Origin of the sequence: Nocardia sp. NPDC056611 (assembly GCF_042792755.1) — a bacterium.
In the GTDB taxonomy this organism is placed as follows: domain Bacteria; phylum Actinomycetota; class Actinomycetes; order Mycobacteriales; family Mycobacteriaceae; genus Nocardia.
The window spans coordinates 320,371-339,644 of the sequence record NZ_JBHTVV010000002.1 but is presented as its reverse complement, the minus strand read 5'-3'; the positions used below and the strand labels follow the sequence as shown (position 1 = coordinate 339,644).

Annotated in this window: 17 protein-coding genes; 9 read left to right on the top strand and 8 right to left on the bottom strand. The window is 69.0% G+C overall.

The genetic code is table 11. The annotated features are described in order from the left end of the window. Nucleotides 1-17 precede the first annotated feature (17 nt). From ACFRAQ_RS10010 to ACFRAQ_RS10000, 3 genes are all read right to left on the bottom strand, one after another. Entirely contained in the window at nucleotides 18-1,553 is a 1,536-nt protein-coding gene (locus ACFRAQ_RS10010; protein WP_379096859.1) for a class I adenylate-forming enzyme family protein, read from the bottom strand. A gap of 126 nt (nucleotides 1,554-1,679) precedes the next feature. Beyond that, a complete protein-coding gene (locus tag ACFRAQ_RS10005; RefSeq protein WP_379096856.1) occupies nucleotides 1,680-3,377 on the bottom strand; it encodes an aldehyde dehydrogenase family protein in 1,698 nt (565 codons plus the stop codon). After that, nucleotides 3,374-4,942, bottom strand: coding sequence for a GMC family oxidoreductase (locus tag ACFRAQ_RS10000; RefSeq protein ID WP_379096852.1), 1,569 nt, complete (start codon nucleotides 4,940-4,942; stop codon nucleotides 3,374-3,376). Before ACFRAQ_RS10000 ends, ACFRAQ_RS10005 begins: the two co-directional genes overlap by 4 nt. Nucleotides 4,943-5,200: 258 nt before the next feature. Here ACFRAQ_RS10000 and ACFRAQ_RS09995 point away from each other — a divergent pair, with 258 nt between their 5' ends. After that, the gene (locus ACFRAQ_RS09995; RefSeq protein ID WP_379096849.1) at nucleotides 5,201-6,454 is read left to right on the top strand and encodes a saccharopine dehydrogenase family protein; all 1,254 of its coding nucleotides are present in this window, start codon (nucleotides 5,201-5,203) and stop codon (nucleotides 6,452-6,454) included. 15 nt (nucleotides 6,455-6,469) lie between these two features. After that, complete coding sequence (locus tag ACFRAQ_RS09990; protein WP_379096847.1) at nucleotides 6,470-7,174, top strand: transporter; 705 nt, start codon at nucleotides 6,470-6,472, stop codon at nucleotides 7,172-7,174. Here ACFRAQ_RS09990 and ACFRAQ_RS09985 read toward each other — a convergent pair. After that, a complete protein-coding gene (locus ACFRAQ_RS09985; protein ID WP_379096844.1) occupies nucleotides 7,156-7,782 on the bottom strand; it encodes a TetR/AcrR family transcriptional regulator in 627 nt (208 codons plus the stop codon). The genes ACFRAQ_RS09990 and ACFRAQ_RS09985 overlap by 19 nt on opposite strands. A gap of 140 nt (nucleotides 7,783-7,922) precedes the next feature. Between ACFRAQ_RS09985 and ACFRAQ_RS09980 the strand changes: the two genes are divergently transcribed. After that, a complete protein-coding gene (locus ACFRAQ_RS09980) occupies nucleotides 7,923-9,281 on the top strand; it encodes a flavin monoamine oxidase family protein (protein WP_379096842.1) in 1,359 nt (452 codons plus the stop codon). A 7-nt stretch (nucleotides 9,282-9,288) separates the two neighbouring features. Here ACFRAQ_RS09980 and ACFRAQ_RS09975 read toward each other — a convergent pair whose 3' ends face one another. Further along, nucleotides 9,289-10,536 carry a PucR family transcriptional regulator gene (locus ACFRAQ_RS09975; protein ID WP_379096840.1) on the bottom strand — a complete coding sequence of 416 codons (1,248 nt, stop codon included), beginning with the start codon at nucleotides 10,534-10,536 and terminating at the stop codon, nucleotides 9,289-9,291. A gap of 117 nt (nucleotides 10,537-10,653) precedes the next feature. Between ACFRAQ_RS09975 and ACFRAQ_RS09970 the strand changes: the two genes are divergently transcribed. Continuing rightward, on the top strand, nucleotides 10,654-12,186 hold the full coding sequence (locus ACFRAQ_RS09970) for a flavin-containing monooxygenase (protein ID WP_379096837.1): 1,533 nt from the start codon (nucleotides 10,654-10,656) through the stop codon (nucleotides 12,184-12,186). Then, nucleotides 12,183-13,070: an alpha/beta hydrolase gene (locus ACFRAQ_RS09965; RefSeq protein WP_379096834.1), complete on the top strand. Its 888-nt coding sequence runs from the start codon at nucleotides 12,183-12,185 to the stop codon at nucleotides 13,068-13,070. The genes ACFRAQ_RS09970 and ACFRAQ_RS09965 overlap by 4 nt, the downstream gene beginning before the upstream one ends. Nucleotides 13,071-13,148: 78 nt before the next feature. Here the strand turns inward: ACFRAQ_RS09965 and ACFRAQ_RS09960 are convergent, their stop codons facing one another. After that, nucleotides 13,149-13,769, bottom strand: a complete 621-nt coding sequence (locus ACFRAQ_RS09960; RefSeq protein ID WP_379096831.1) for a TetR/AcrR family transcriptional regulator — start codon at nucleotides 13,767-13,769, stop codon at nucleotides 13,149-13,151. Nucleotides 13,770-13,830: 61 nt separating this feature from the next. Between ACFRAQ_RS09960 and ACFRAQ_RS09955 the strand changes: the two genes are divergently transcribed. Continuing rightward, complete coding sequence (locus tag ACFRAQ_RS09955) at nucleotides 13,831-15,225, top strand: flavin monoamine oxidase family protein (protein WP_379096827.1); 1,395 nt, start codon at nucleotides 13,831-13,833, stop codon at nucleotides 15,223-15,225. A gap of 12 nt (nucleotides 15,226-15,237) precedes the next feature. On the opposite strand, the gene ACFRAQ_RS09950 is transcribed toward ACFRAQ_RS09955, so the two are convergent. Continuing rightward, on the bottom strand, nucleotides 15,238-15,471 hold the full coding sequence (locus ACFRAQ_RS09950) for a DUF3039 domain-containing protein (protein ID WP_357283025.1): 234 nt from the start codon (nucleotides 15,469-15,471) through the stop codon (nucleotides 15,238-15,240). A 79-nt stretch (nucleotides 15,472-15,550) separates the two neighbouring features. Between ACFRAQ_RS09950 and ACFRAQ_RS09945 the strand changes: the two genes are divergently transcribed. Beyond that, on the top strand, nucleotides 15,551-16,018 hold the full coding sequence (locus ACFRAQ_RS09945; protein ID WP_379096824.1) for a DUF3099 domain-containing protein: 468 nt from the start codon (nucleotides 15,551-15,553) through the stop codon (nucleotides 16,016-16,018). On the opposite strand, the gene ACFRAQ_RS09940 is transcribed toward ACFRAQ_RS09945, so the two are convergent. Next, nucleotides 15,999-17,276 (bottom strand): MFS transporter, encoded by a 1,278-nt coding sequence (locus ACFRAQ_RS09940; RefSeq protein ID WP_379100185.1) that lies wholly within the window; start codon nucleotides 17,274-17,276, stop codon nucleotides 15,999-16,001. The two genes, ACFRAQ_RS09945 and ACFRAQ_RS09940, sit on opposite strands and share 20 nt — an antisense overlap. Nucleotides 17,277-17,500: 224 nt before the next feature. On the opposite strand from ACFRAQ_RS09940, the gene ACFRAQ_RS09935 reads away from it, so the two are divergent. After that, nucleotides 17,501-18,484: a GlxA family transcriptional regulator gene (locus tag ACFRAQ_RS09935; RefSeq protein ID WP_379096821.1), complete on the top strand. Its 984-nt coding sequence runs from the start codon at nucleotides 17,501-17,503 to the stop codon at nucleotides 18,482-18,484. Then, entirely contained in the window at nucleotides 18,481-19,224 is a 744-nt protein-coding gene (locus ACFRAQ_RS09930; RefSeq protein ID WP_379096818.1) for a VOC family protein, read from the top strand. Before ACFRAQ_RS09935 ends, ACFRAQ_RS09930 begins: the two co-directional genes overlap by 4 nt. Nucleotides 19,225-19,274 lie beyond the last annotated feature (50 nt).

The following is a 19,274-nucleotide window of genomic DNA, read 5'->3' as shown; positions in this document are numbered from 1 at the left end:
CCTTCGTAGGCGGACGGCTAGCGCAGCGGGGCGCCCCAGCGCACCTGCTCACGCAACTGGTTCTTGAGCAGCTTGCCGCCCGGATTGCGCGGCAGGGGCTCGGTGCGGACCGCGGCGAACTGCGGAATCTTGAAGTCGGCGAGGTGATCGCGGCAGTGCGCGAGCACCGCGTCGATATCGACGGCGGCCGCGTCGCCGAAGAGCACGGCCCCGACCTTCTCCCCCATCACGTCGTCGGGCACCGCGAGCACCGCCGCGTCGGCGACCCCCGGGGCCGAGAGCAGCACCGCCTCGACCTCGACGCTCGAGACGTTCTCGCCACCGCGAATGATGATGTCCTTGATCCGGTCGACGATGTGCACCCGCCCGGCCTCGTCGACACGCACGATATCCCCGGTGTGCAGCCAGCCGTCGACAATCGCGTCCGCGGTGGCCACCGGCTTGTTCCAGTAGCCGGCGGTGACATTCGCGCCCCGGACGACCAGCTCCCCGACGGCGGGGTCATCGCCGATCGGGGCGATCGCGATATCCACCGTCGGCACGGCGTACCCGACCGAATCCGCGTGCGCGGCCGCGTCCGGATCGGGCAGCACGGTGATCACCGCCGCCGTCTCGGTCATGCCGTAGCCGTTCATCAGAGACGCCTGCGGGAAGGCGGCTTTCAGCGCTCGCACCAGCGACGGCGCGATCGGTGCGCCGCCGTAGCCGACGGTGCGGACCGCGGACTTGTCCGCTCCGGCGAACTCCGGGTGACGAAGCAGCAGGGAATACACGGCGGGCACGCTCACAACGAACGAGATCCGCTCCGCCTCGAGCACATCGATCAGTGTGGGCAGATCCAGCGCGGGCAGGATCACCGAGGTCCCGCCCGCGTAGGCGGCCACCAGCAGCTGCGAATTGCAGGCCGTGACGTGGAACAACGGGACGGAGATCAGGGTGCGCAGGGCCGGTCCGCTGTCGCGGGCGATCCCGGAACAGCGAATCATGTTCTCGGCGTTGGCGATGAACGCCTCATGCGTGGTCGGCACACCTTTCGGGTGTCCGGTCGTGCCGGAGGTGTAGAACAGTGCCGCCACTTCGCCGGTCCTGAGCGCGGACGCCAGGTACGGGTCACCGTCCGGCAGGGGCGAATCGGCCGTCAGTTCGACGGTGACGCCCGCGTCGTCCAGCACGTACCGGACCTCCGGCTCCGCCGACCGGGTATTGACCGGCACCGCGATCCCGCCCGCCAGCACCGTGCCCCAGAAGGCGAGCACCCACCGCACGCCCGCGGGATACCGGATGGCGACCCGATCACCGGGTCGCACACCCGCGGCGCGCAGCCCACCGGCCACGCGCGCCGCGCGATCCCACAGCTGCCCGTAGGTGAGCCGCTCACCGCCGACCTCGACGACCGCCTCGGCCTCGGGGCGGGCATCGACGTGCGCGCGCAGCATCTCCACCAATGTCGCGGGTAGATCGGCGTAATGCGCGATACCCCGTTCGTCGGTCTCCACCGCGGATCGCTCGAAAGGGTTGTGCGAGCGCGGGATACGGACGATCGCGGGGGTCATCCGACGGTCCCGGCGAGGCGGCCTGAATTCATGATGACGTTCTTTCTCCCTGTGAGCGCGCCGGCGGGGCCGCCGCCGGCGCGTGCGAGCTGTTCTCTGGCAATCGGCCGGGTCGACCGAGCGGGCTCAACCGCGCAGCGCCGAGGCGAAGATCCCGGGCAAGGCGGCGAAACCGGGTTTGTGCGCGAAGCCGGTCAGGCGTCGCAGGGTGGTGGCGCCGGTGCGGTTGGTGACGAACCACGGCGGCTTCGGCGAGAGCGTGAACTCGCCGTTCAGCACCGATCTCGGGGCGGGCCGGAAGGGACCGCGCACCACGGTGCGTTCGGGGTCGGCGATGAGCAATCCGTTGTGCACGACGCCGATTCCGCTCTGGATGTCGGCGATGGTGTGCCCCGGGAACGCGCCCCAGGTGGCACGGGCGGTGAGGTAGCCCAAGCCGGTCCAGGCGTTGACAGCCACGGTGCCGTAGCGCAGCGCGGCCACCGCGGCGTCGAACCGGTCGCCCAGCTCACGCATGGTCGCGGGGTGGGCGATGAGGTTCACCCCCAGCGTGCCCTCGATCTCCGCGTTGCACACCCGGACCGCGTGGTCCAGGAATTCGGCTGGGCCGCCGGGCAATTCGATGACGCCGAGGACCGGCGCGAAGTACTCGGTGTGCAACGCGGGCTCGTCGCGCTCGGGCGCCAGGCCCTCGATCAGCACCCGCGCGCCGATCCGCTGCGCCTGCGGATAGGCGGCACACGCGTCCGCCACCCGATCCGCCGATCCCGGGTAGTAGTCGGACCGGCGCGGCGCGCGTTCGATCGCCGCGCGCAGTTCGTCCAGGAATCGGTCCTTCTGCGGCCAGTCGGCGGGAATCACCGCGACCTGGGCGGCGACGCAGTTGTACCCGTTGTTGTGCAACCGCTGGGTGGCCAGGTGCTCGGCCTGGTAGCGCAGATCCGCGGCCGACCAGCGGCCGGGGACCACGATCGTCGGTGAGACGCCGCCCAATTCGCTGGTGATCGGTTTGGTGAGCAGCGGTGTGCCCGCGGCCCGGTTCCGCATGCCCTCGACGCCGGAACCGAACACGATCGCGTCATGGGTCACCGCGCTGCCGGTCATGTGCACCGCGCTCACACCGGAGTGGTGCACCAGGGCCGCCCCGATATCCGGACCGCCGGTGATCAGGCGCAGGAAGCCGCGCTCGACCAGCGGCGCGAAGATCTTCGCGAAGACCGGCACCAGCGGATCGGTGATCGGGTTGAGCTTCAACACCACCACGCGGTTGTAGGCGTAGAGCTGATACAGCACATCCAGCGGGGCGATAGAGAAGATATTGCCCGCGCCCAGCACGACGCCGACGCCGCCGGTCGCGGTCGGGGTCAGCTGTCCGAGCCCCGCACGGGCGCGCACGGTCTCGGCGTCGACGCCGGGCCGCGACCAGACCTCGGCGCGAAAACCGTTGAGCAGCAAGGTATCGAACAGGCCGTGCGGGAACACGTCGACAGCCGTGCGGCCGCCGGGCGCGGCGTGCACGGGGTAGCCGTCGACCGGGCTGCGCCCCTCCTCCAGGGCGAGCAGCGATTCCGCGAGCGCCGTGGTGGCGGTGAGCAAGGAGTACGGTCCACTGACCCATTCCTCACCCAGCAGCGGCGAGTCCGGGGACAGCTGCTTGATGCGGGCAGCGGCGTCCACCCACTCCTGCGCGAACCTGGCGGTATTGGCATGGATCTCGTCCAGCAGCACCCGGCGCGCGGACAAAGAGGTACGCGCCCATTGAATTTCGCCGTTCCGCAGCGCGGCGACGGCGGCGTCGGCCGTCGCGGTCACCGTGCCGGTCATGAGTGACCTCCGGTGGAATCGGCGTCCTCGACGATCATGTCGGCGGCCTTCTCGGCGATCATGATGGTGGGGGCGTTGGTGTTGCCGCGGACCACCGACGGCATGACCGACGCGTCGGCCACCCGCAGACCGTCCACGCCCAGCACCCGCAGTCGCGGGTCCACGACCGCGCCGATGGCGCAGGTCGAGGTCGGGTGATAGAGGGTCTGTGCCGTGCGCGCCGCGAAGTCGAGCAGGTCGGCGTCGGAATCGCTCGCCGGGGTGAGGAATTCGCCGGTGGTGAGCTCGCACAGCGCGGGCTGGGCGGCGATGTCGAGGGCGGCGCGCAGACCCGCGATCACGGCGGCGCGATCGGCCTCGGTGGCGAGGTAGTTGTGGTGGATGCGCGGCGCGGTCGCCGAGGACGCGGAGCGCAGCGTGAGCGTCCCACGGCTCTCCGGGTTGACCAGGCACGGGCCGAACGCGTAGCCGTGCTCGGTCGCGACGCCCATGCCCTCGCCGTGGAAGAGCACCGGGGCCATGTGGAACTGGATGTCGGGTCCGGCGAGTCCGGTTCGGGTTTCGACGAATCCACCCGCCTCACCGATATTGGAGGTCAGCGGACCACGGCCCGCGTTCTCCAGCAGGCCGAGGTTCTCCAACGAGAGCGCGGTCATCAGCGACTCGCGGTCGGTCCGGTAGTTGAGGAACACCGACAGGTGGTCCTGCAGGTTCTCGCCGACCGGCAGATCGCTGACGACCTCGAACCCGAACGCCGCCGACTGCTCGGCCGGGCCGATGCCCGACAGCAACAGCAGCTGCGCCGACCCGTACGCGCCCGCGGTCAGAATGACCTCCCGTCGAGCGGAAATCACTTCGACGCCCTCGCCTCGGCCGACCACCACGCCCGTGGCGCGGCCCTTCTCGACCACTACCCGGTGCGCGAGCACGTCGGTGAGCACGGTCAGATTGGGGCGCTCGAGCGCCGGATGCAGATAGGCGACGGCGGCGCTGCAGCGCATCCCGTTGCGCTGCGTCACCTGATACCGGCCCACTCCCACCTGAGTGGCGCCGTTGAAGTCATCGTTGCGACGATGACCGGCTTGTTCGGCCGCGTCCAGAAACGCTTCCGCCAGTGGATGTTCCGACCGGCTGTCACTGACCGACAGCGGGCCGCCGGCGCCGTGGTAGGTGTCCTTGCCGCGCTCGTTGTCCTCGGCCTTCACGAAGTACGGCAGCACCTCGTCGTAGCTCCAGCCGTCCGCGCCGTTCGCCGCCCAGCCGTCGTAGTCGGCGCGCGCTCCGCGGATGTAGATCATCGCGTTCATGGAGCTGGATCCGCCCAGCACCCGGCCGCGCGGCAGGTAGGCGCGGCGGAAGTGCAGTCCCGCTTCGGGTTCGGAGTCGTAGTCCCAGTCCAGGGGACCCTTGAACAGCGACGGGAAGGCGATCGGCAGGTGAATCTCCTCGGCGGTGTCCCGCGGCCCGGCCTCGATCAGCGCCACGCGCACGCTCGGGTCCTCGGACAATCTGCTGGCCAGCACGGATCCGGCGGACCCCGCGCCTACGACGACGTAGTCGTACACGATCGGCACCTCTCTTGATTCATCCCGATATCGGGGCGCTATGACCCCGGTCACTGTCGATGTCGATACTGCGTGGCCAGGGCGATGAACACCATGTGCCGGCGCTCACCGATATGGGTGCTGATTGTGCGGGCGCACATCCCGATGCGGGGTCTGGCGCAAGTCTCGCGACCGCACTATCCTACTCAAACTCGAACTCGATTCGACTACGAGATAGGCCCGGGCCACGGACGGGCCACGACCCACAGGAGAACGACCATGGGGACCCAACGAATCGTCTTCATCGGGGCCGCGGGAGAGATGTGCCGGCTTGCCATCGAACGGTTCGCCGTCGCCGACGGCGACTGGGAGCTGGCGCTCTACGACATCCGCCCCGAACTGCTCGAACAGCTGGTACGGCGACTGCCGCCGGGCCGCGCGAGCGCCGCGCGGCTCGACCTGTACGACCGCGAAGGGCTGCGCGCCGCCATCGAGGGGGCCGCGCTCGTCGTGCTCGGCGCCGGTCCGTACATCCGCACCGCCGGCCCGGTGATGGCGGCATGTCTGGAGGCCGGGGTGCCGTATCTCGATTTCGACGACGACATCGAAAGCACCTTGCACGCACTGTCTTTGCACGAGGACGCGGTAGCGGCCGGGGTGCCGATGTACATCGGCTGCGGCGCGTCGCCCGGCTTCACCAACGTGCTGGTCGCCGACGCGGCCGCGGAACTGGACCGGGTCGACAATATCGACGTGTACTGGGTGGTCGGCGATGAACGCGGTTCCATCGGCCGCGCCGTGCTCGACCACATGCTGCGGGTCGCCGCCGGCCCCTGCATGACCTGGGAGAACGGCGGGCCGGTGCTGCACCAGTCCTGGGTCGAGACCCGCTGGACGGAGCTGGGCGCCGGACTGGGACTGACCATGGTGCACGAGACCGCGCACCCCGAGCCGGTGACCCTGCCCCGAAAGTACCCGGACGCCAAGAACATCCGATGTTTCGGCGGACTGGATCCGGCGCCCTACAACGGCATCGTCCGCGGTGTCGGACTGGCCGTACAGAAGGGCACGATGCCCATGGTGAAGGCCATCGACTTCCTCGAGGCCCTGATGACCAACAAGTTCGGCAACGTCCAGGGCTGGCGCAACGCGTTATCCGGATTGCGGAACCTCGTGCGCACCGGAGAAGCCACCCGCACGGAACTGATCAAATTCGTCGCGCTGGCGGCGGTCGGCCATACCTTTCCCCACAAGACCGGCCTGAAGGTCGAAGTGACCGGACTCCGAAACGGACTACCGACGACGGTCAGCCGGCGCACCCCGGTCAGTGGACCCGGCACCTATCTGTTCACCGATATGGCCGCGGCGACCGGAACGGCTTGCGCCGCGTTCATGGTGGTGGCGCTCGACGAGCAACCCGGCACGCGCGCAGGAGTTTTCACGCCCGAGGAATGGGCCGAGCCGGAGCGCTTCTACAAAGGCCTCGAACGCGTCGGCACCCCGCGCGACGAGATCTTCGACGTCTCGCACTAGGACCCGGGGTTGATCATGGATCTGAAAACCACACTGTACGCGCTCGCCGATCTGCTGATGATCGTCGCCGGATTCAGCTACGGCTGGAAGTTCATCCGGAATTACGGAAACTATCTGCTCGGCCTCGAATGGATCATCGTCGCGAGTTCCGGAACCAATTTCCTCGTCTTCGGACTCGTCGGCGCCGGCGAAGCCAGCCCGATGTATCACCTCGCGTTCTTCTTCGACGCGTTCTCCCGGTCGGTCGGAATCACCGTGATTCTCGTCCTGGGCCTGATGCAGGTCACCCACGGGTTCAAGCCGTCGCTCGCCGTCGATGTCAGCGTCTTCGGGCTGGCCATCGTGGGCGGACTGGTGATGTCTTGCTTCGCCGATGAACTCGGCCTGGCGGGGTCCGTCTTCTACGTCGTCATGAATGCCCTGACCAGCCTGTTCCTGCTCTACTTCGCCCGGCGGCTGTGGCGGGTCGGCGAACACGGCAAGGCGCTCGCGGTCGTGGCCGTCACGGCCGCGGCGGCGGCGATCGCCGGGATCTACGACTTCTACCGCATCCCCGGCGACGACGAGCACCACACGATCTTCTACATCCTGGCCCTCACCACGTGGGCGTGCCAGATGGTCGTGTACTACTACGCCTATCGCGCGCTGTACGACAGCAACGGTGGCCGCCAACGAATTCCGGCCCCGGACCGAACCGCGGTTCAGCCCTCCGGCGCGTAGGACGACAGGTAGACCGAGACCAGCCGCCTGGCCTGTTCGAGGGTGACGTCGTCGCCGTTCGGATCCTTCCGGAAGGCGACGTCGAAAATCCGGTCGCCGGCCTCGAATGCCAGCTCGACGACGAGTTCCGGGGTGTCCGGCCGGATCAGGTCCCGGTCCACCAGGTGCCGCCACAACCGAGCCGCCTGCGCCACATCGAAAATGCTCGCCAACTCACCGAGTGTCGAATTACGCCCGGCATACCAGAGCACCGCGAAACTCGGGTGCTCCCGGAAGTACCCGAGGTACACGTCGATGATGGCATCGCAGATCTCCGCCAACGTGGCGGGCGCGGCGTCCAGCATCGCGCCGACCCGTGCGTCGAGTTCGCGCAGATGCCGTTGCGCGAGTTCGGTCTCGACCTGGGCGCGATCGGCGAAGTAGTGGTAGACCGAGGCGAGCGGAATGCCTGCTCGCTCCCCCATCGCCTTGAGAGTCGCCGCGTCGTAACCCTGTTCGGCGAGCAGGTTCTCGGCGGCATCGAGAATGGCCTGCACGCGTTCCACGCCACGGCGTTGCACCGGGGCGGGGCGAACGGATGTCCGGGAACTCTGCCGATTATCGAACACGATTCGAGATCGTATCAAGGCGGGTCGCCCACACCCGCGCTGGAGGGTGGCACAGGGATCCGAATTCGAATACGATTCGAGTTCGAGTGCGAGTTATTTTCATGAGGTAGCACCCATGATCGTCAGAGTCAGGAGTCGTAATGGCAGCGCAGGAAGTGCGTGAGGAATCCACCGAGGTAGTAGTCGTCGGTGCGGGAATGGCGGGCCTGGCGGCAGCGACCACGCTGGCGCGAGAGGCGGAGGTGGTCGTGCTCGAGTCCAGCGATCGCGCCGGCGGACGGGTCGAGACCGTCCGGCGGGGCGACTACTGGATCAATGTCGGCACTCAATTCACCGAAGGCACCGGCGCGCTGATCGATGCCCTCGACCGTCACGGCATCGAGCGGGGCTCGCTCGCGGGCAAAAGCGTCGCGCTGTACCTCAATGGCGGACTGGTGGACACGGCGAATCCCGTCGCTCTCATGTTCCGGACGCGAATGTCCCTGATGGACCGGGTCGGCATGGCCATGGTCGGCGCACGCATTCTCGCGGTCGCACCGTTCCTGGAGTCGCAGAGCCGATTCGCGCGACGTCTTCGCACCAAACTCGACGCCAAGTCGGCGTCCTATCTGCTGAAGGGCGTCCGGTCCGAGCTGGCCGCCGACATCGTCCGGTCATGGGCGGCGCAGTGGATGGGTTGCGAGGTGGAGGAAACCGCTGCCACCCAGTTCGTCACGTCGGTGGGCATCGCGTTGACCGACCCGGAGAAGGTTCCGAACTTCTCGCTGCCGGTGGGCGGCAACCAGACATTGACCGACGTGCTGGCGGAAGACCTCGGCGACCGCATCCGGTTGAACTCGGTGGTGCGGTCGGTCCGGCAGGACGGTGACGACGTGGTCGTCGAGTACCTCGACGGTGATCGACCGGTGCGCCTTCGTGCCCGGCACGCCATCGTCACCGCCCCGGCCGACATCGCCGAGCGGATCATCCCGGACCTCCCCCAGCGGTACCGGACCGCTTTCGACGACATCGCCTACGGTCGCTACCTGGTCGTCGGGTTCTTCACCGACGAGGTCGGTCCTCAACGCTGGGACAACTATTTCGGCGTCTCGACCCCGCAGATGTCGTTCCAAGCGATGTTCAATCACGCCGCGGCGATGCGCACCGCCGGTGAGCGGAAGCCGGGTGGAGCACTCGCCTGTTTCGCCGGCGGCGCCCAGGCCGACAAGCTGTTCACCCTGTCCGACGACGAGGTCGTCTCGCGGTTCACGAAAGACCTGATCACCCTGTACCCCGAACTCGCGGGGAAGCTGAGCGATGGCATCGTGCGGCGGCACCATCGGGTCGTACCCTTCTGGGCAGCCGGGCGAAAGACCTCACTGCCGGCGTTGCGCGCCCCGCTCGGAAGCATCTACCTCGCAGGCGATTATCAACTCGAGATGCCGTCACTCGCCGAGGCAGCCGAATCGGGCGAGCAAGCCGGGAAGGCCGTGCTCGCGAGTCTTCACCGCGTTCGCTGAACGGGGTTCAGGCTTGGGACAGCACCCGGGTTCCGAGCCGATGCGCGATCTCCAGGGCGAGTTCCACCGCCAGCCGCCGTTCACCCGGCCGGTAGCCGAGCAGCTCGGTGGCGCGGGCGACGCGCTGTAGCACCGTGTTCCGGTGGGTGTGCAGCCGCGCCGCGGCGCGCGGTGCGTTCTCGGCCTCATCCAGGAATACCCGCAATGTTTCGCGCAGTCGCCAGGCCGCCGGGGTGTCCGCGGCCAACGGGCCCAGCGTGTCGGCGACGAATTCCGCTGCGCGGGGCGGATTTTGCGCCGCCAGCGCGGTGACCTCGAGATCACGGAAGAGAGTCACCGGGGCAGCGTCGGGATGCCCGGCGAGCAGATTGTGCATTCCCAGCGCGGCCTCGTGCGAACGCCGGAATCCGGCGATACCCGAACGCGGCGGCCCGACCGCCACCCGGATGCCCGGCTGCGCCGCATCCCACGCGCCACGCAAGACGTCGATGGAGGGCAGGGTGTCGCCGCTCATCCACGCCCAGAGCGCGGAACCGCCCGCGGAGAGAGTGAGCGGCGGCCGCGCCCCCGCCGCCCGGGCCAGCATGGTGGCCGCGGATTCCAGCGCGCCCTGCACCTCACCGGCCGAGGCCGACCAGAGCACCAGCGCGATATGCGTGCGGGCCAGGTCGTATCCGAGCCGTTCGCCGGCCCGGCGGCTGTCGATCGGCGCGCCGTCGAGGATCAGGCGGATGGTTTCGGTTCGGCGCGCCAGCGCCCCGCCGAGGATCTCCTCGCGCTCCCGCTGCGCGACCGAGATAACCCGCGCGACAACCTGATCGACGTACTCGAACATGCGCTGCGCCGACACCTCGAGCAACGGCACCAGCAGCGGGCCGGTGCCGGCGATACGGGTGGCATGGGCCAGGTAGTGCCGCCACGCGATGTTCTGCCCGCGCCGATAGGACTGGAAGATCACATCCAGATCCAGTCCGCGGCGCGCGACCGTGCGCGCCACGTCGAGCGCCTCGGGTGGGACGTCGATCGCGGACAGCCGGGCCTCGCGGCGGGCGAAGATGGTGAGCAGCCGTGCCGCATTGGCGCGATTGCTGGCCGACATGTCCGCCACCAGGGCCGCGTCCGCACCGACCATCGGGGTCAACTCGATCTCGGCGGCGTCCATCTCCGCGACCAACTGGTCGAGGTCGGCCAGCATCAGCTCGGCCACCCGGCCCATGAGGTCGATGAGCTCGGGCGCCGGGGCGGGACTGTTCATGAGGCCAGTGTGCCGCAGCACATATTCGAAGGCAAAGTGCGGCTCTGCGGACATACCCACGGGCCGGAGCCGCTCCTAGGGTGAACTGAATCACAGCCCGCGGCCAGGAGACCATTCGTGACAACGCAATCCAGCCACACCGGCACGACCGATTTCGACGTGCTGATCATCGGCGCCGGAGTATCCGGCATCAGTGCCGCCTACCACCTCGCCACGCGCCGCCCGCGCACCACGTTCGCGGTCCTGGAGGCCCGCGATTCCGTCGGCGGCACGTGGAGCCTGTTCCGGTATCCGGGCATCCGCTCGGACTCGGACATGCCGACCTACGGCTTCGGCTTCAAGCCGTGGACGCATCGCAAGTCGATCGCGGACGGGCACCTGATCCTGGACTACCTGCGTGACACCGTCACCGAAAACGGTCTCTCGGAACACATTCGGCTCGGATACCGGGTGCTCGAGGCGCGGTTCTCCACATCGACCGCACGCTGGACCGTACTCGCCGAACGGACCGGCGGCGAGCCGGTGCGGTTCACCGCGCGATTCCTGTTCCTGGGCACCGGGATGTACGACCACAGCGCCGGTTACACCCCCGATTTCGCCGGGGCCGACGAGTTCGAAGGCCGGATCGTGCACCCGCAGCACTGGCCGCAGCAGATGGACTACACCGGCAAACGCGTCGTCGTGATCGGCAGCGGCGCGACGGCGGTGACACTGATCCCCTCCATGGCGGACAAGGCCGCTCACGTCACCATGCTGCAGCGCTCGCCGAGCTACGTCTTCTCGATGCCCGCCGAGGACGTCATCGCCAACGCCTTGAACACGGTGTTCGGCCACGAGCGCGCCGCCGCGATGATCCGGCGCAAGAACATCGCGATGACTCGCGGGATCTACAAGGCGTGCAAGCGCGCTCCCCGGTTGACGCGCCGGTTGCTGATCGGCCTGGTGCGGCGGCAGTTGCCCGCGCATTTCGATGTCGACACCCATTTCACGCCCCGCTACAACCCGTGGGACCAGCGGCTGTGCGTGGTTCCGGGCGGCGACCTGTTCCAGGCGATCTCGAGTGGGCGCGCCTCGGTATGCACCGACCGGATCGCACGGTTCACCCCGACCGGCGTCGAGCTCGAGTCCGGGCAACACCTGACCGCCGACATCATCGTCACCGCAACAGGTTTCGCCCTCTCGCCGCTGGGACGCATTCGGCTCGAGGTCGACGGCCGCGAGGTGGATCTGCCGTCGACGACGGTCTACAAGTCGATGATGCTGTCCGAGGTGCCGAATCTGGCGTTCGTCGTCGGGTACACCAATATCGCCTGGACGCTGAAGGCGGATCTGGTCAGCGAGCACTTCTGCCGTCTGCTCGATCACATGGACGCCAACGGTTTTCACACCGTCGCGCCGGTGGCCGCCGACCCCGGTATGGGGCGCGTACCGCTGGTGGGCGATCTGAACTCGGGGTATGTCCAGCGCGGAATCGAGGGCTTCCCGCGGGCGGGCACGACCGGCCCGTGGTCGGTCGAGATGGCGTACGAACGCGACGCCGAGCGCCTGCGCGGCGGATCGATCCAGGATGCGGCCCTGCGCTTCACCTCCGGTGCGCCCGGCTCCGCCGAGACACCGGCACTCGCGACCACGACGGGCGGAGACCGATGAGGAGCATCACCTTCACCAGCCACGGAACCAACTGCGCCGCATGGCATTTCTCCGGGATCGGCGCCGCGCCCGAACGACCGTGCGTGGTGATGGCGCACGGCTTCGGCGGCACACGCGATACCGGCCTGCTGGGCTACGCCGGTGATTTCGTGGCCGCCGGGTTCGATGTGCTGGTGTTCGACTACCGCGGCTTCGGGGACTCCGAAGGCACTCCACGGCAGCATGTTTCGTATCGGCGGCAACGCGAGGACTATCACGCCGCCATCGCCGCCGCCCGGCGCCTGCCCGGCGTCGATCCCGATCGCATCGTGCTGTGGGGGACCTCGTACTCCGGTGGCCACGCGGTCGTGGTCGCCGCGCAGGATCGGCGGATCGCGGCGATCGTGGCGATCACGCCCGCCATGGACGGTCTCGCCACCCTGGCACATGTGGTGCACCGCAGCGGTTTCCGCGGGCTGGCGCGCGCCGCCGGGCACGGTCTGCGCGATCTCTCGCGCGCCCTCACCGGCCGGTCACCCCATCATGTGCCGATTGTCGGTCCGCCCGGATCGGCGGCCATGATGAGTAGTCCTGGAGCCGTCGAAGCCGTGCTCCCGGTTGCCGGACCGACCTGGCGCAACGAGGTGTGCGCACGAGCGGCATTGGAGGTCGGCCTGAACCGGCCGATCACTTTCGCCGGACAGCTGCGGTGCCCCATCCTGGTGCAGGTCGGCACCGACGACAGCGTGGCGCCACCCGCTGCCGCCCGTCGCGCGGCGGCCAAGGCGGGGCGGCGGGCACAGATCCGCGAGTACCCCGTCGACCACTTCGATATCTATCAGGGCCCGTGGCAGCGCCGGGCGGCGGCCGACCAGCTGGACTTCCTGGCCGGCGTACTGCACTGACCGCGATCCCATAATCAGCATCGGGACGCGGAGGCGCGACCGATACGGTCGCGGCCCATTGACGGACCCTCGGGCCGACTACTCGGAGCCGGCCGGGCCCTTCTCCGTTGCGCCGGTGGCCAATCCGCCGAGGAGGTCGTGCACGAGTGCCTCGGCCCGACTGCGCGCCTGGTGCGGGTCGTCGCTCTCGGTGATCAGTAGCGACAGTTCGGTCAGCGCACCGTAGAAGGCGCCCGCGATGAGTTCGGCCGGGTGGGGCCGGATGAGTCCGGCCTCCAGTAGATTCCGGACCGCCTGGACGATCAGGCTGCCGAGGTGGCGCTGATCCAGTTCGCGCCAGCGCTGCCAGCCCAGCCCGATCGGGCCCTGGAGCAGGACGATGTGGCGGTAGTCGGGTTCGGCGCAGACGTTCAGGAACTCCTCCACACCGCGGTCGACGCGGTCGAAGGGCGCGGAGGCCGACTCGATGGCGGCGCGGATGCGCTGTGCCGCGCGACCTTCCCAGTCGTCGACGACCGCCTCGAACAGGCCGCGTTTGCCGTCGAAATGGTGGTACAGCGCGCCGCGGGTCAGGCCCGCGGCGCGGACCAGTTCCTCCGCCGACAGATCCGCGTAGTCACGGTGGGCAAACAGCTGCCCGGCCGTCTCGAGCAGGGCCTGCCTGGTGTTCTCCGCGTATTTCCCGCGAAAGGATTCCATACAGAATGAATATCACATACAGTCCGTATGTCAGATACACGCTGTATGAAGGCTGGTTGTCATGGAGAAGTCAGTGGACGTCGTTGTCATCGGGGCGGGCATCGCGGGCCTCGTCGCCGCTCGTGACCTCACGCGGGGCGGGGCCGAGGTGCTCGTACTCGAAGCGCGCGACCGGGTCGGCGGGCGGCTGTTGAACCAGGAGCTACCGGGCGGCGCACCGATCGAGGTCGGCGGGCAGTGGGTCGGACCGGGGCAGGATCAGATCCTCGGGCTGATCGACGAGCTGGGCCTGACCACGTTCCCCACCTATGACACGGGTCGTCATATCGCCGAAATCGGCGGCGGCCGTTCGGAATACGTCGGCCGGATCCCTAAGTTGAACCCCTTGGCGCTGGCCGACTTCGCGCAGCTGCAATGGCGACTGGACCGCCTGGCGCGCCAGGTCCCGACGGACGCCCCGTGGCACACCGACCGGGCCGCCGAACTGGACGCCCAGACCTTGGCCACCTGGCTGCAACGCGCCGGTCGCACCACCGGCGGGCGGAGTTTCCTGCGTGTGATCACCGAGGCGGTCTTCTCCGCCGGGCCCGAGGATCTGTCCGCGCTGTGGGCCGCCTTCTACATCAACGCGGCGGGCGGACTGGACGCGCTGATCAATACCCGGGGCGGAGCACAGCAGGACCGCATCGTGGGCGGTTCACAGACCATCGCGCTGCGCTTGGCCGAGGAACTCGCGGACCAGATCGTCCTCGACGCACCTGTCACCGACATCGATTGGGACGCAACGGGAGTCGTCGTCACAGCACGCGGGATGACGGTGCGCGCCCGCCGCGCCGTGGTCGCGGTGCCGCCGCCCCTGGCGGCCCGCATCCGCTACACCCCCGGCCTGCCGGGTGATCGCGACCAGCTCGTCCAGCGTATGCCGATGGGCCGCGTCATCAAGTTCAATGTCGTCTACGACGAGCCCTTCTGGCGCCGTGCGGGTCTGAGCGGCCAGGCCAACAGCGATCAGCGACCGCTGGGCACCGTCTTCGACAACACCCTGCCCGGAGACTCCCCCGCCGTGCTGGTCGGCTTCCTCGAAGGCCGCCACGCCGACCTCGGCGCCCGCCTCGACCCCGCCGCGCGCCGCACCCAGGTCCTCGACGACCTCGCCGGATACTTCGGCCCCCAGGCCCGCAACCCCATTGCCTTCATCGAACGCGATTGGGCCGACGAGGAATACAGCCGCGGCTGCTACGGCGCCTTCACCACCCCCGGCACGCTCACCCGCTTCGGCCCCGCCCTCCGAGCCCCCATCGGCCCACTGCACTGGGCAGGCACCGAAACCGCGACCCGATGGGCCGGCTACATGGACGGCGCCGCCGAATCCGGCCACCGCGTCGCCCGCGAGATCGGCGCGCGCCTGGCGCCCGCCGAAGCCGGGCTCGATCACCAGCCGGCCGCGCGCCGCTGAAGCGAGGAGAAGCTAGTCCTTCTTCATCTGCTCGTAGATGCGCTTGCACTCCTGGCAGACAGGGGAGCCGGGCTTGGCGGACTTGGTCACCGGGAAGACCTCGCCGCAGAGGGCCACGACGTGGGTGCCCATGACGGCGCTCTCGGCGATCTTGTTCTTCTTGACGTAGTGGAAGACCTTGGGGGTGTCGTTGTCGGTCGAGTTGTCGGTGGTCTCTTCCGGACGGACCAGGGTGTCAGTGCTCACGGGTTCAATGATGCCAGGTCGGCTTGCCACCGGGCGGGCGGCGTGTGCATCCGACGCGCTGTAGTGGAAGACTCGGGGTATGCAGCGTGACGGCGAATCCCAGGCCGACGGCGGTATCGGCGCGGGTCGCCCGGACGCCGAGTTCCACCCCGCCGGTTCGATCCCGAAACCGCCCCGGCCCTCCCAGGGGTACTTCCCGGGCGAGGGGAAACAGCATCCTGCCCTGATCACCGAGGCGCAGACCTCGCTCGAACAGCAGCATCGGGACCGGGTGCGGCGGTACATCACCATCATGGCGTTCCGCATCCCGTGCCTGATCGGCGCGGCGGCCGCCTACGGGCTGTGGCACAGCTGGTGGATCTCGCTGCTGATCATCGGCGTCTCGGTGCCGCTGCCGTGGATCGCGGTCCTGATCGCCAACGACCGGCCGCCCCGCCGCAGCGACGAGCCGAGCCGCTGGGACGGACGGCGCGATCAGACCGCCCTGGAATCAGGACCGCACAAGTCCATCGACGGAACGCCGACCCCTAAGGGCTTCCAGGGGTGAGCCCCGGCTCCCCCGCCGCCGTCCGGCGAGCGGGTATGGCCGCGGACAGCAGTGCCGCGATACCGCACAGGGCACCCGCTACGAACCACGCCGTCGTGTAACTGCCCTGCACGTCCCGGATCACGCCCGCGCCGAAAGCCGCCAGCGCCGAACCGATCTGGTGTGAGGCGAACACCCAGCCGAACGCCACCGGACCGTCCTCACCGAAGTGCTTGCGGCACAACGCGACCGTCGGCGGCACGGTGGCGATCCAGTCCAGGCCGTAGAAGATGATGAACGCCCACATGCTCGGCTGCACGTCCGGCCCGAACAGCACCGGCAGGAACAGCAGCGAGACCCCGCGCAACGTGTAGTAGGCGACCAGCAGGTAGCGCGAGTCCAGGCGGTCGGTGAGCCAGCCCGAGGCGATGGTGCCCGCGACATCGAACGCGCCCACCACGGCCAGCAGCCCGGCGGCCGTGGTCGCGGGCATGCCGTGATCGTGGGCGGCGCTCACGAAATGCGTGCCGATCAGGCCGTTGGTCGACGCCCCGCAGATGGCGAAACCGCCCGCCAGCATCCAGAACACGGGCTTGCGGACGATGGCGGCCAGCACCGTGAGCGCCCGCGCCGCACCACCGGGAGCCGTGGTCCGCACCCCGACCGCGCTGCCCGGCTCCGCGCCGTAGGCGCGCACCCCGACATCACCGGGGAAGTCGCGAATGAACAGCAACACCAGCGGAACCACCGCCAAGGCCGCCACCGACACCACGATCGACGGGGTGCGCCAGCCGTGATCGCGAGCCAGGCTCGCGATCAACGGCAGGAAGATCAGCTGCCCGGTCGCTCCCGCCGCGGTCAGCACACCGGTGACCAGGCCGCGCTGCTTCACGAACCAGCGGCCGGTGATGGTGGCCACGAACGGCATGGACATCGACCCGACCCCGACGCCCACCAGTAGGCCCCAGGTCGCCATGAGCTGCCACGGCCGGGTCATGAACACCGTGAGCCCCGCCCCGGCCGCGATCAGCACCAGCGCGCACGCCACCACCCGGCGGATGCCGAACCGGTCCATGAGCGCCGCCGCGAACGGCGAGATCAGGCCGTACAGCAGCACATTCACCGAGACCGCTGCCCCGATGGTGCCGTGCGACCAGCCGAATTCCTGGTGCAGCGGATCCATGAGCACGCCGGGCACCGAGCGGAATCCGGCCGCGCCCAGCAGCGCGATGAAGCCGACCGCGGCGACGATCCAGGCCGGGTGCAATCCCCCGCGCATCGGGAGGTCGCCTGTCTCGCCCGCCGCGCCTGTGCCCGAGCGGGATCCCGCCCGATCAACGGTGGACTCCGCCTCGGCCCAGACCGTGCCGCCGTCCGGCGATTCCCGGTCTAGGTCATCCTTCAGTTCGCTCACCGATCGAGCGTGACCGAAATCCCCTACCGGCACGAGTGGCCTGAATGCCACAATGCGTCAAGATCTAGCCAACCGTGAGGGAAGACACCGTGCAGGCACCCCACCTCGTCGCCGTCCTGGTCCTGGAACCCACCGTCGGCTTCGACATGACCATTCCGTCCATGGTGCTCGGCGCGGCCACCGGCGAGGACGGCGAACCGCTCTACGACGTGCGCATCTGCGGTCTCGGCAGCGGCGGCATCACAGCGGTCGGCGGATACACGGTCATCCCCGGGCACGGACCGGAACTGCTCGCGCTCGCCGACACCGTGATCGTGCCCGGCACCCGCATCCCAGGGCCGCGGCAGGACGGCACGCTGCCACCCGAGCTCGCCGACGCCCTCGCCACCATCCGCCACGGCGCGCGCATTGTGTCCATCTGCACGGGAGCGTTCGTGCTGGGCGCGGCCGGACTGCTCGACGGCCACCGCGCCACCACGCACTGGCGGTTCGCCGACCAGTTCCGCGCCCTGTATCCGCGGGTCGCCCTCGACGAGAACCAATTGTTCGTGCAGGACGGCAACCTCTGGTCCTCCGCCGGACTTGCGGCCGGAATCGACCTGTGCCTGCACCTGATCCGCACCGACCACGGCACCGCCGCCGCCAATGGCGCGGCCCGCTACTGCGTGGTGCCGCCGTGGCGGGAAGGCGGCCAATCGCAGTTCATCGAACGGCAGGTCCCCGAGGCCGGCAGCGACGGCACCGCGCCCACCCGCCGCTGGGCGCTGCACCACCTCGACGACGAACTCGATCTGAACGCCCTTGCCGCGCACGCCCATATGAGCGTGCGCACCTTCACCCGCCGCTTCAAGGCCGAGACCGGCATGGCGCCGGGCGCCTGGATCCTGCAGCAGCGCGTCCGGCACGCCCGGCATCTGCTCGAGACCACCGACCTGCCCGTCGACGAGGTGGCGCGCAACGCGGGCCTGGGCACCTCCGCCTCACTGCGCCATCACATGCGTTCCGAACTGGGCGTGCCGCCGTTGACCTACCGTAAGACCTTCCGCAAGCGCGAAACTCTGGAGACAGCATGACCATTCGCTGGGTATGGGCCTTTCTCGACCGGCCCGCCGCGGAATTCGACGACTGCGCCGAATTCTGGACCCGAGTCACCGCCACCACCCGGTCGGCGCCGCGCGGTGAACACGACGAATTCCTCACGCTGCTCCCGGACTCCGGCGCACCCACGCTCAAGATGCAGTCCACCGGCGGGCCCGGCCGCATCCACCTCGACCTCGATGTCGACAATGTCGTGGCCGCCACCGAACGCGCCGAACAGCTCGGCGCCACCCTCGACGGCGACTACATCCTCACCGAGCGCATCGGCTACGCCGTGCTGCGCTCCCCCGCCGGAATGCCGTTCTGTTTCACGCCGTTCCGCGACGCCACCGGCCCGCTCACGCCCACCGTCACCGGGCCGTCCGGCGATCGCAGCCGGCTGGATCAGATCTGCCTCGACATCGGGGCGAGCGACTACGACACCGAATCCCGCTTCTGGACCGAGCTGACCGGGTGGGCCTGGAAACCGGCCAGCCTGCCGGAGTTCTCCCGCCTCTCGGCCCGCCCCGGACTCCCCCTCGAACTCCTGCTGCAGCGCCTCGGCGAGGACCGGCCCACCTCCGCACACCCCGATATCGCCTGCACCGATATCGAAGCCACCGCCACCTGGCACGAGGGTTTGGGCGCGCGCCGCGTCGAGCAGGGCAAGCACTGGCTCGTCATGGCCGACCCGTCGGGCCTGCCCTACTGCCTGACCGGTCGCCAACCGGCATGAGCGAGCCCGGCGCCCCGGATCGGATCCGGGGTGCCGGGCTCGAGCTCGGG

Coding starts and splice junctions, on each gene's coding strand:
- ACFRAQ_RS10010 (WP_379096859.1), bottom strand. CDS start 1,553: ATGACCCCCGCGATCGTCCGTATCCCGCGCTCGCACAACCCTTTCGAG.
- ACFRAQ_RS10005 (WP_379096856.1), bottom strand. CDS start 3,377: ATGACCGGCACGGTGACCGCGACGGCCGACGCCGCCGTCGCCGCGCTG.
- ACFRAQ_RS09995 (WP_379096849.1), top strand. CDS start 5,201: ATGGGGACCCAACGAATCGTCTTCATCGGGGCCGCGGGAGAGATGTGC.
- ACFRAQ_RS09990 (WP_379096847.1), top strand. CDS start 6,470: ATGGATCTGAAAACCACACTGTACGCGCTCGCCGATCTGCTGATGATC.
- ACFRAQ_RS09980 (WP_379096842.1), top strand. CDS start 7,923: ATGGCAGCGCAGGAAGTGCGTGAGGAATCCACCGAGGTAGTAGTCGTC.
- ACFRAQ_RS09975 (WP_379096840.1), bottom strand. CDS start 10,536: ATGAACAGTCCCGCCCCGGCGCCCGAGCTCATCGACCTCATGGGCCGG.
- ACFRAQ_RS09965 (WP_379096834.1), top strand. CDS start 12,183: ATGAGGAGCATCACCTTCACCAGCCACGGAACCAACTGCGCCGCATGG.
- ACFRAQ_RS09960 (WP_379096831.1), bottom strand. CDS start 13,769: ATGGAATCCTTTCGCGGGAAATACGCGGAGAACACCAGGCAGGCCCTG.
- ACFRAQ_RS09955 (WP_379096827.1), top strand. CDS start 13,831: ATGGAGAAGTCAGTGGACGTCGTTGTCATCGGGGCGGGCATCGCGGGC.
- ACFRAQ_RS09945 (WP_379096824.1), top strand. CDS start 15,551: ATGCAGCGTGACGGCGAATCCCAGGCCGACGGCGGTATCGGCGCGGGT.
- ACFRAQ_RS09940 (WP_379100185.1), bottom strand. CDS start 17,276: ATGCGCGGGGGATTGCACCCGGCCTGGATCGTCGCCGCGGTCGGCTTC.
- ACFRAQ_RS09930 (WP_379096818.1), top strand. CDS start 18,481: ATGACCATTCGCTGGGTATGGGCCTTTCTCGACCGGCCCGCCGCGGAA.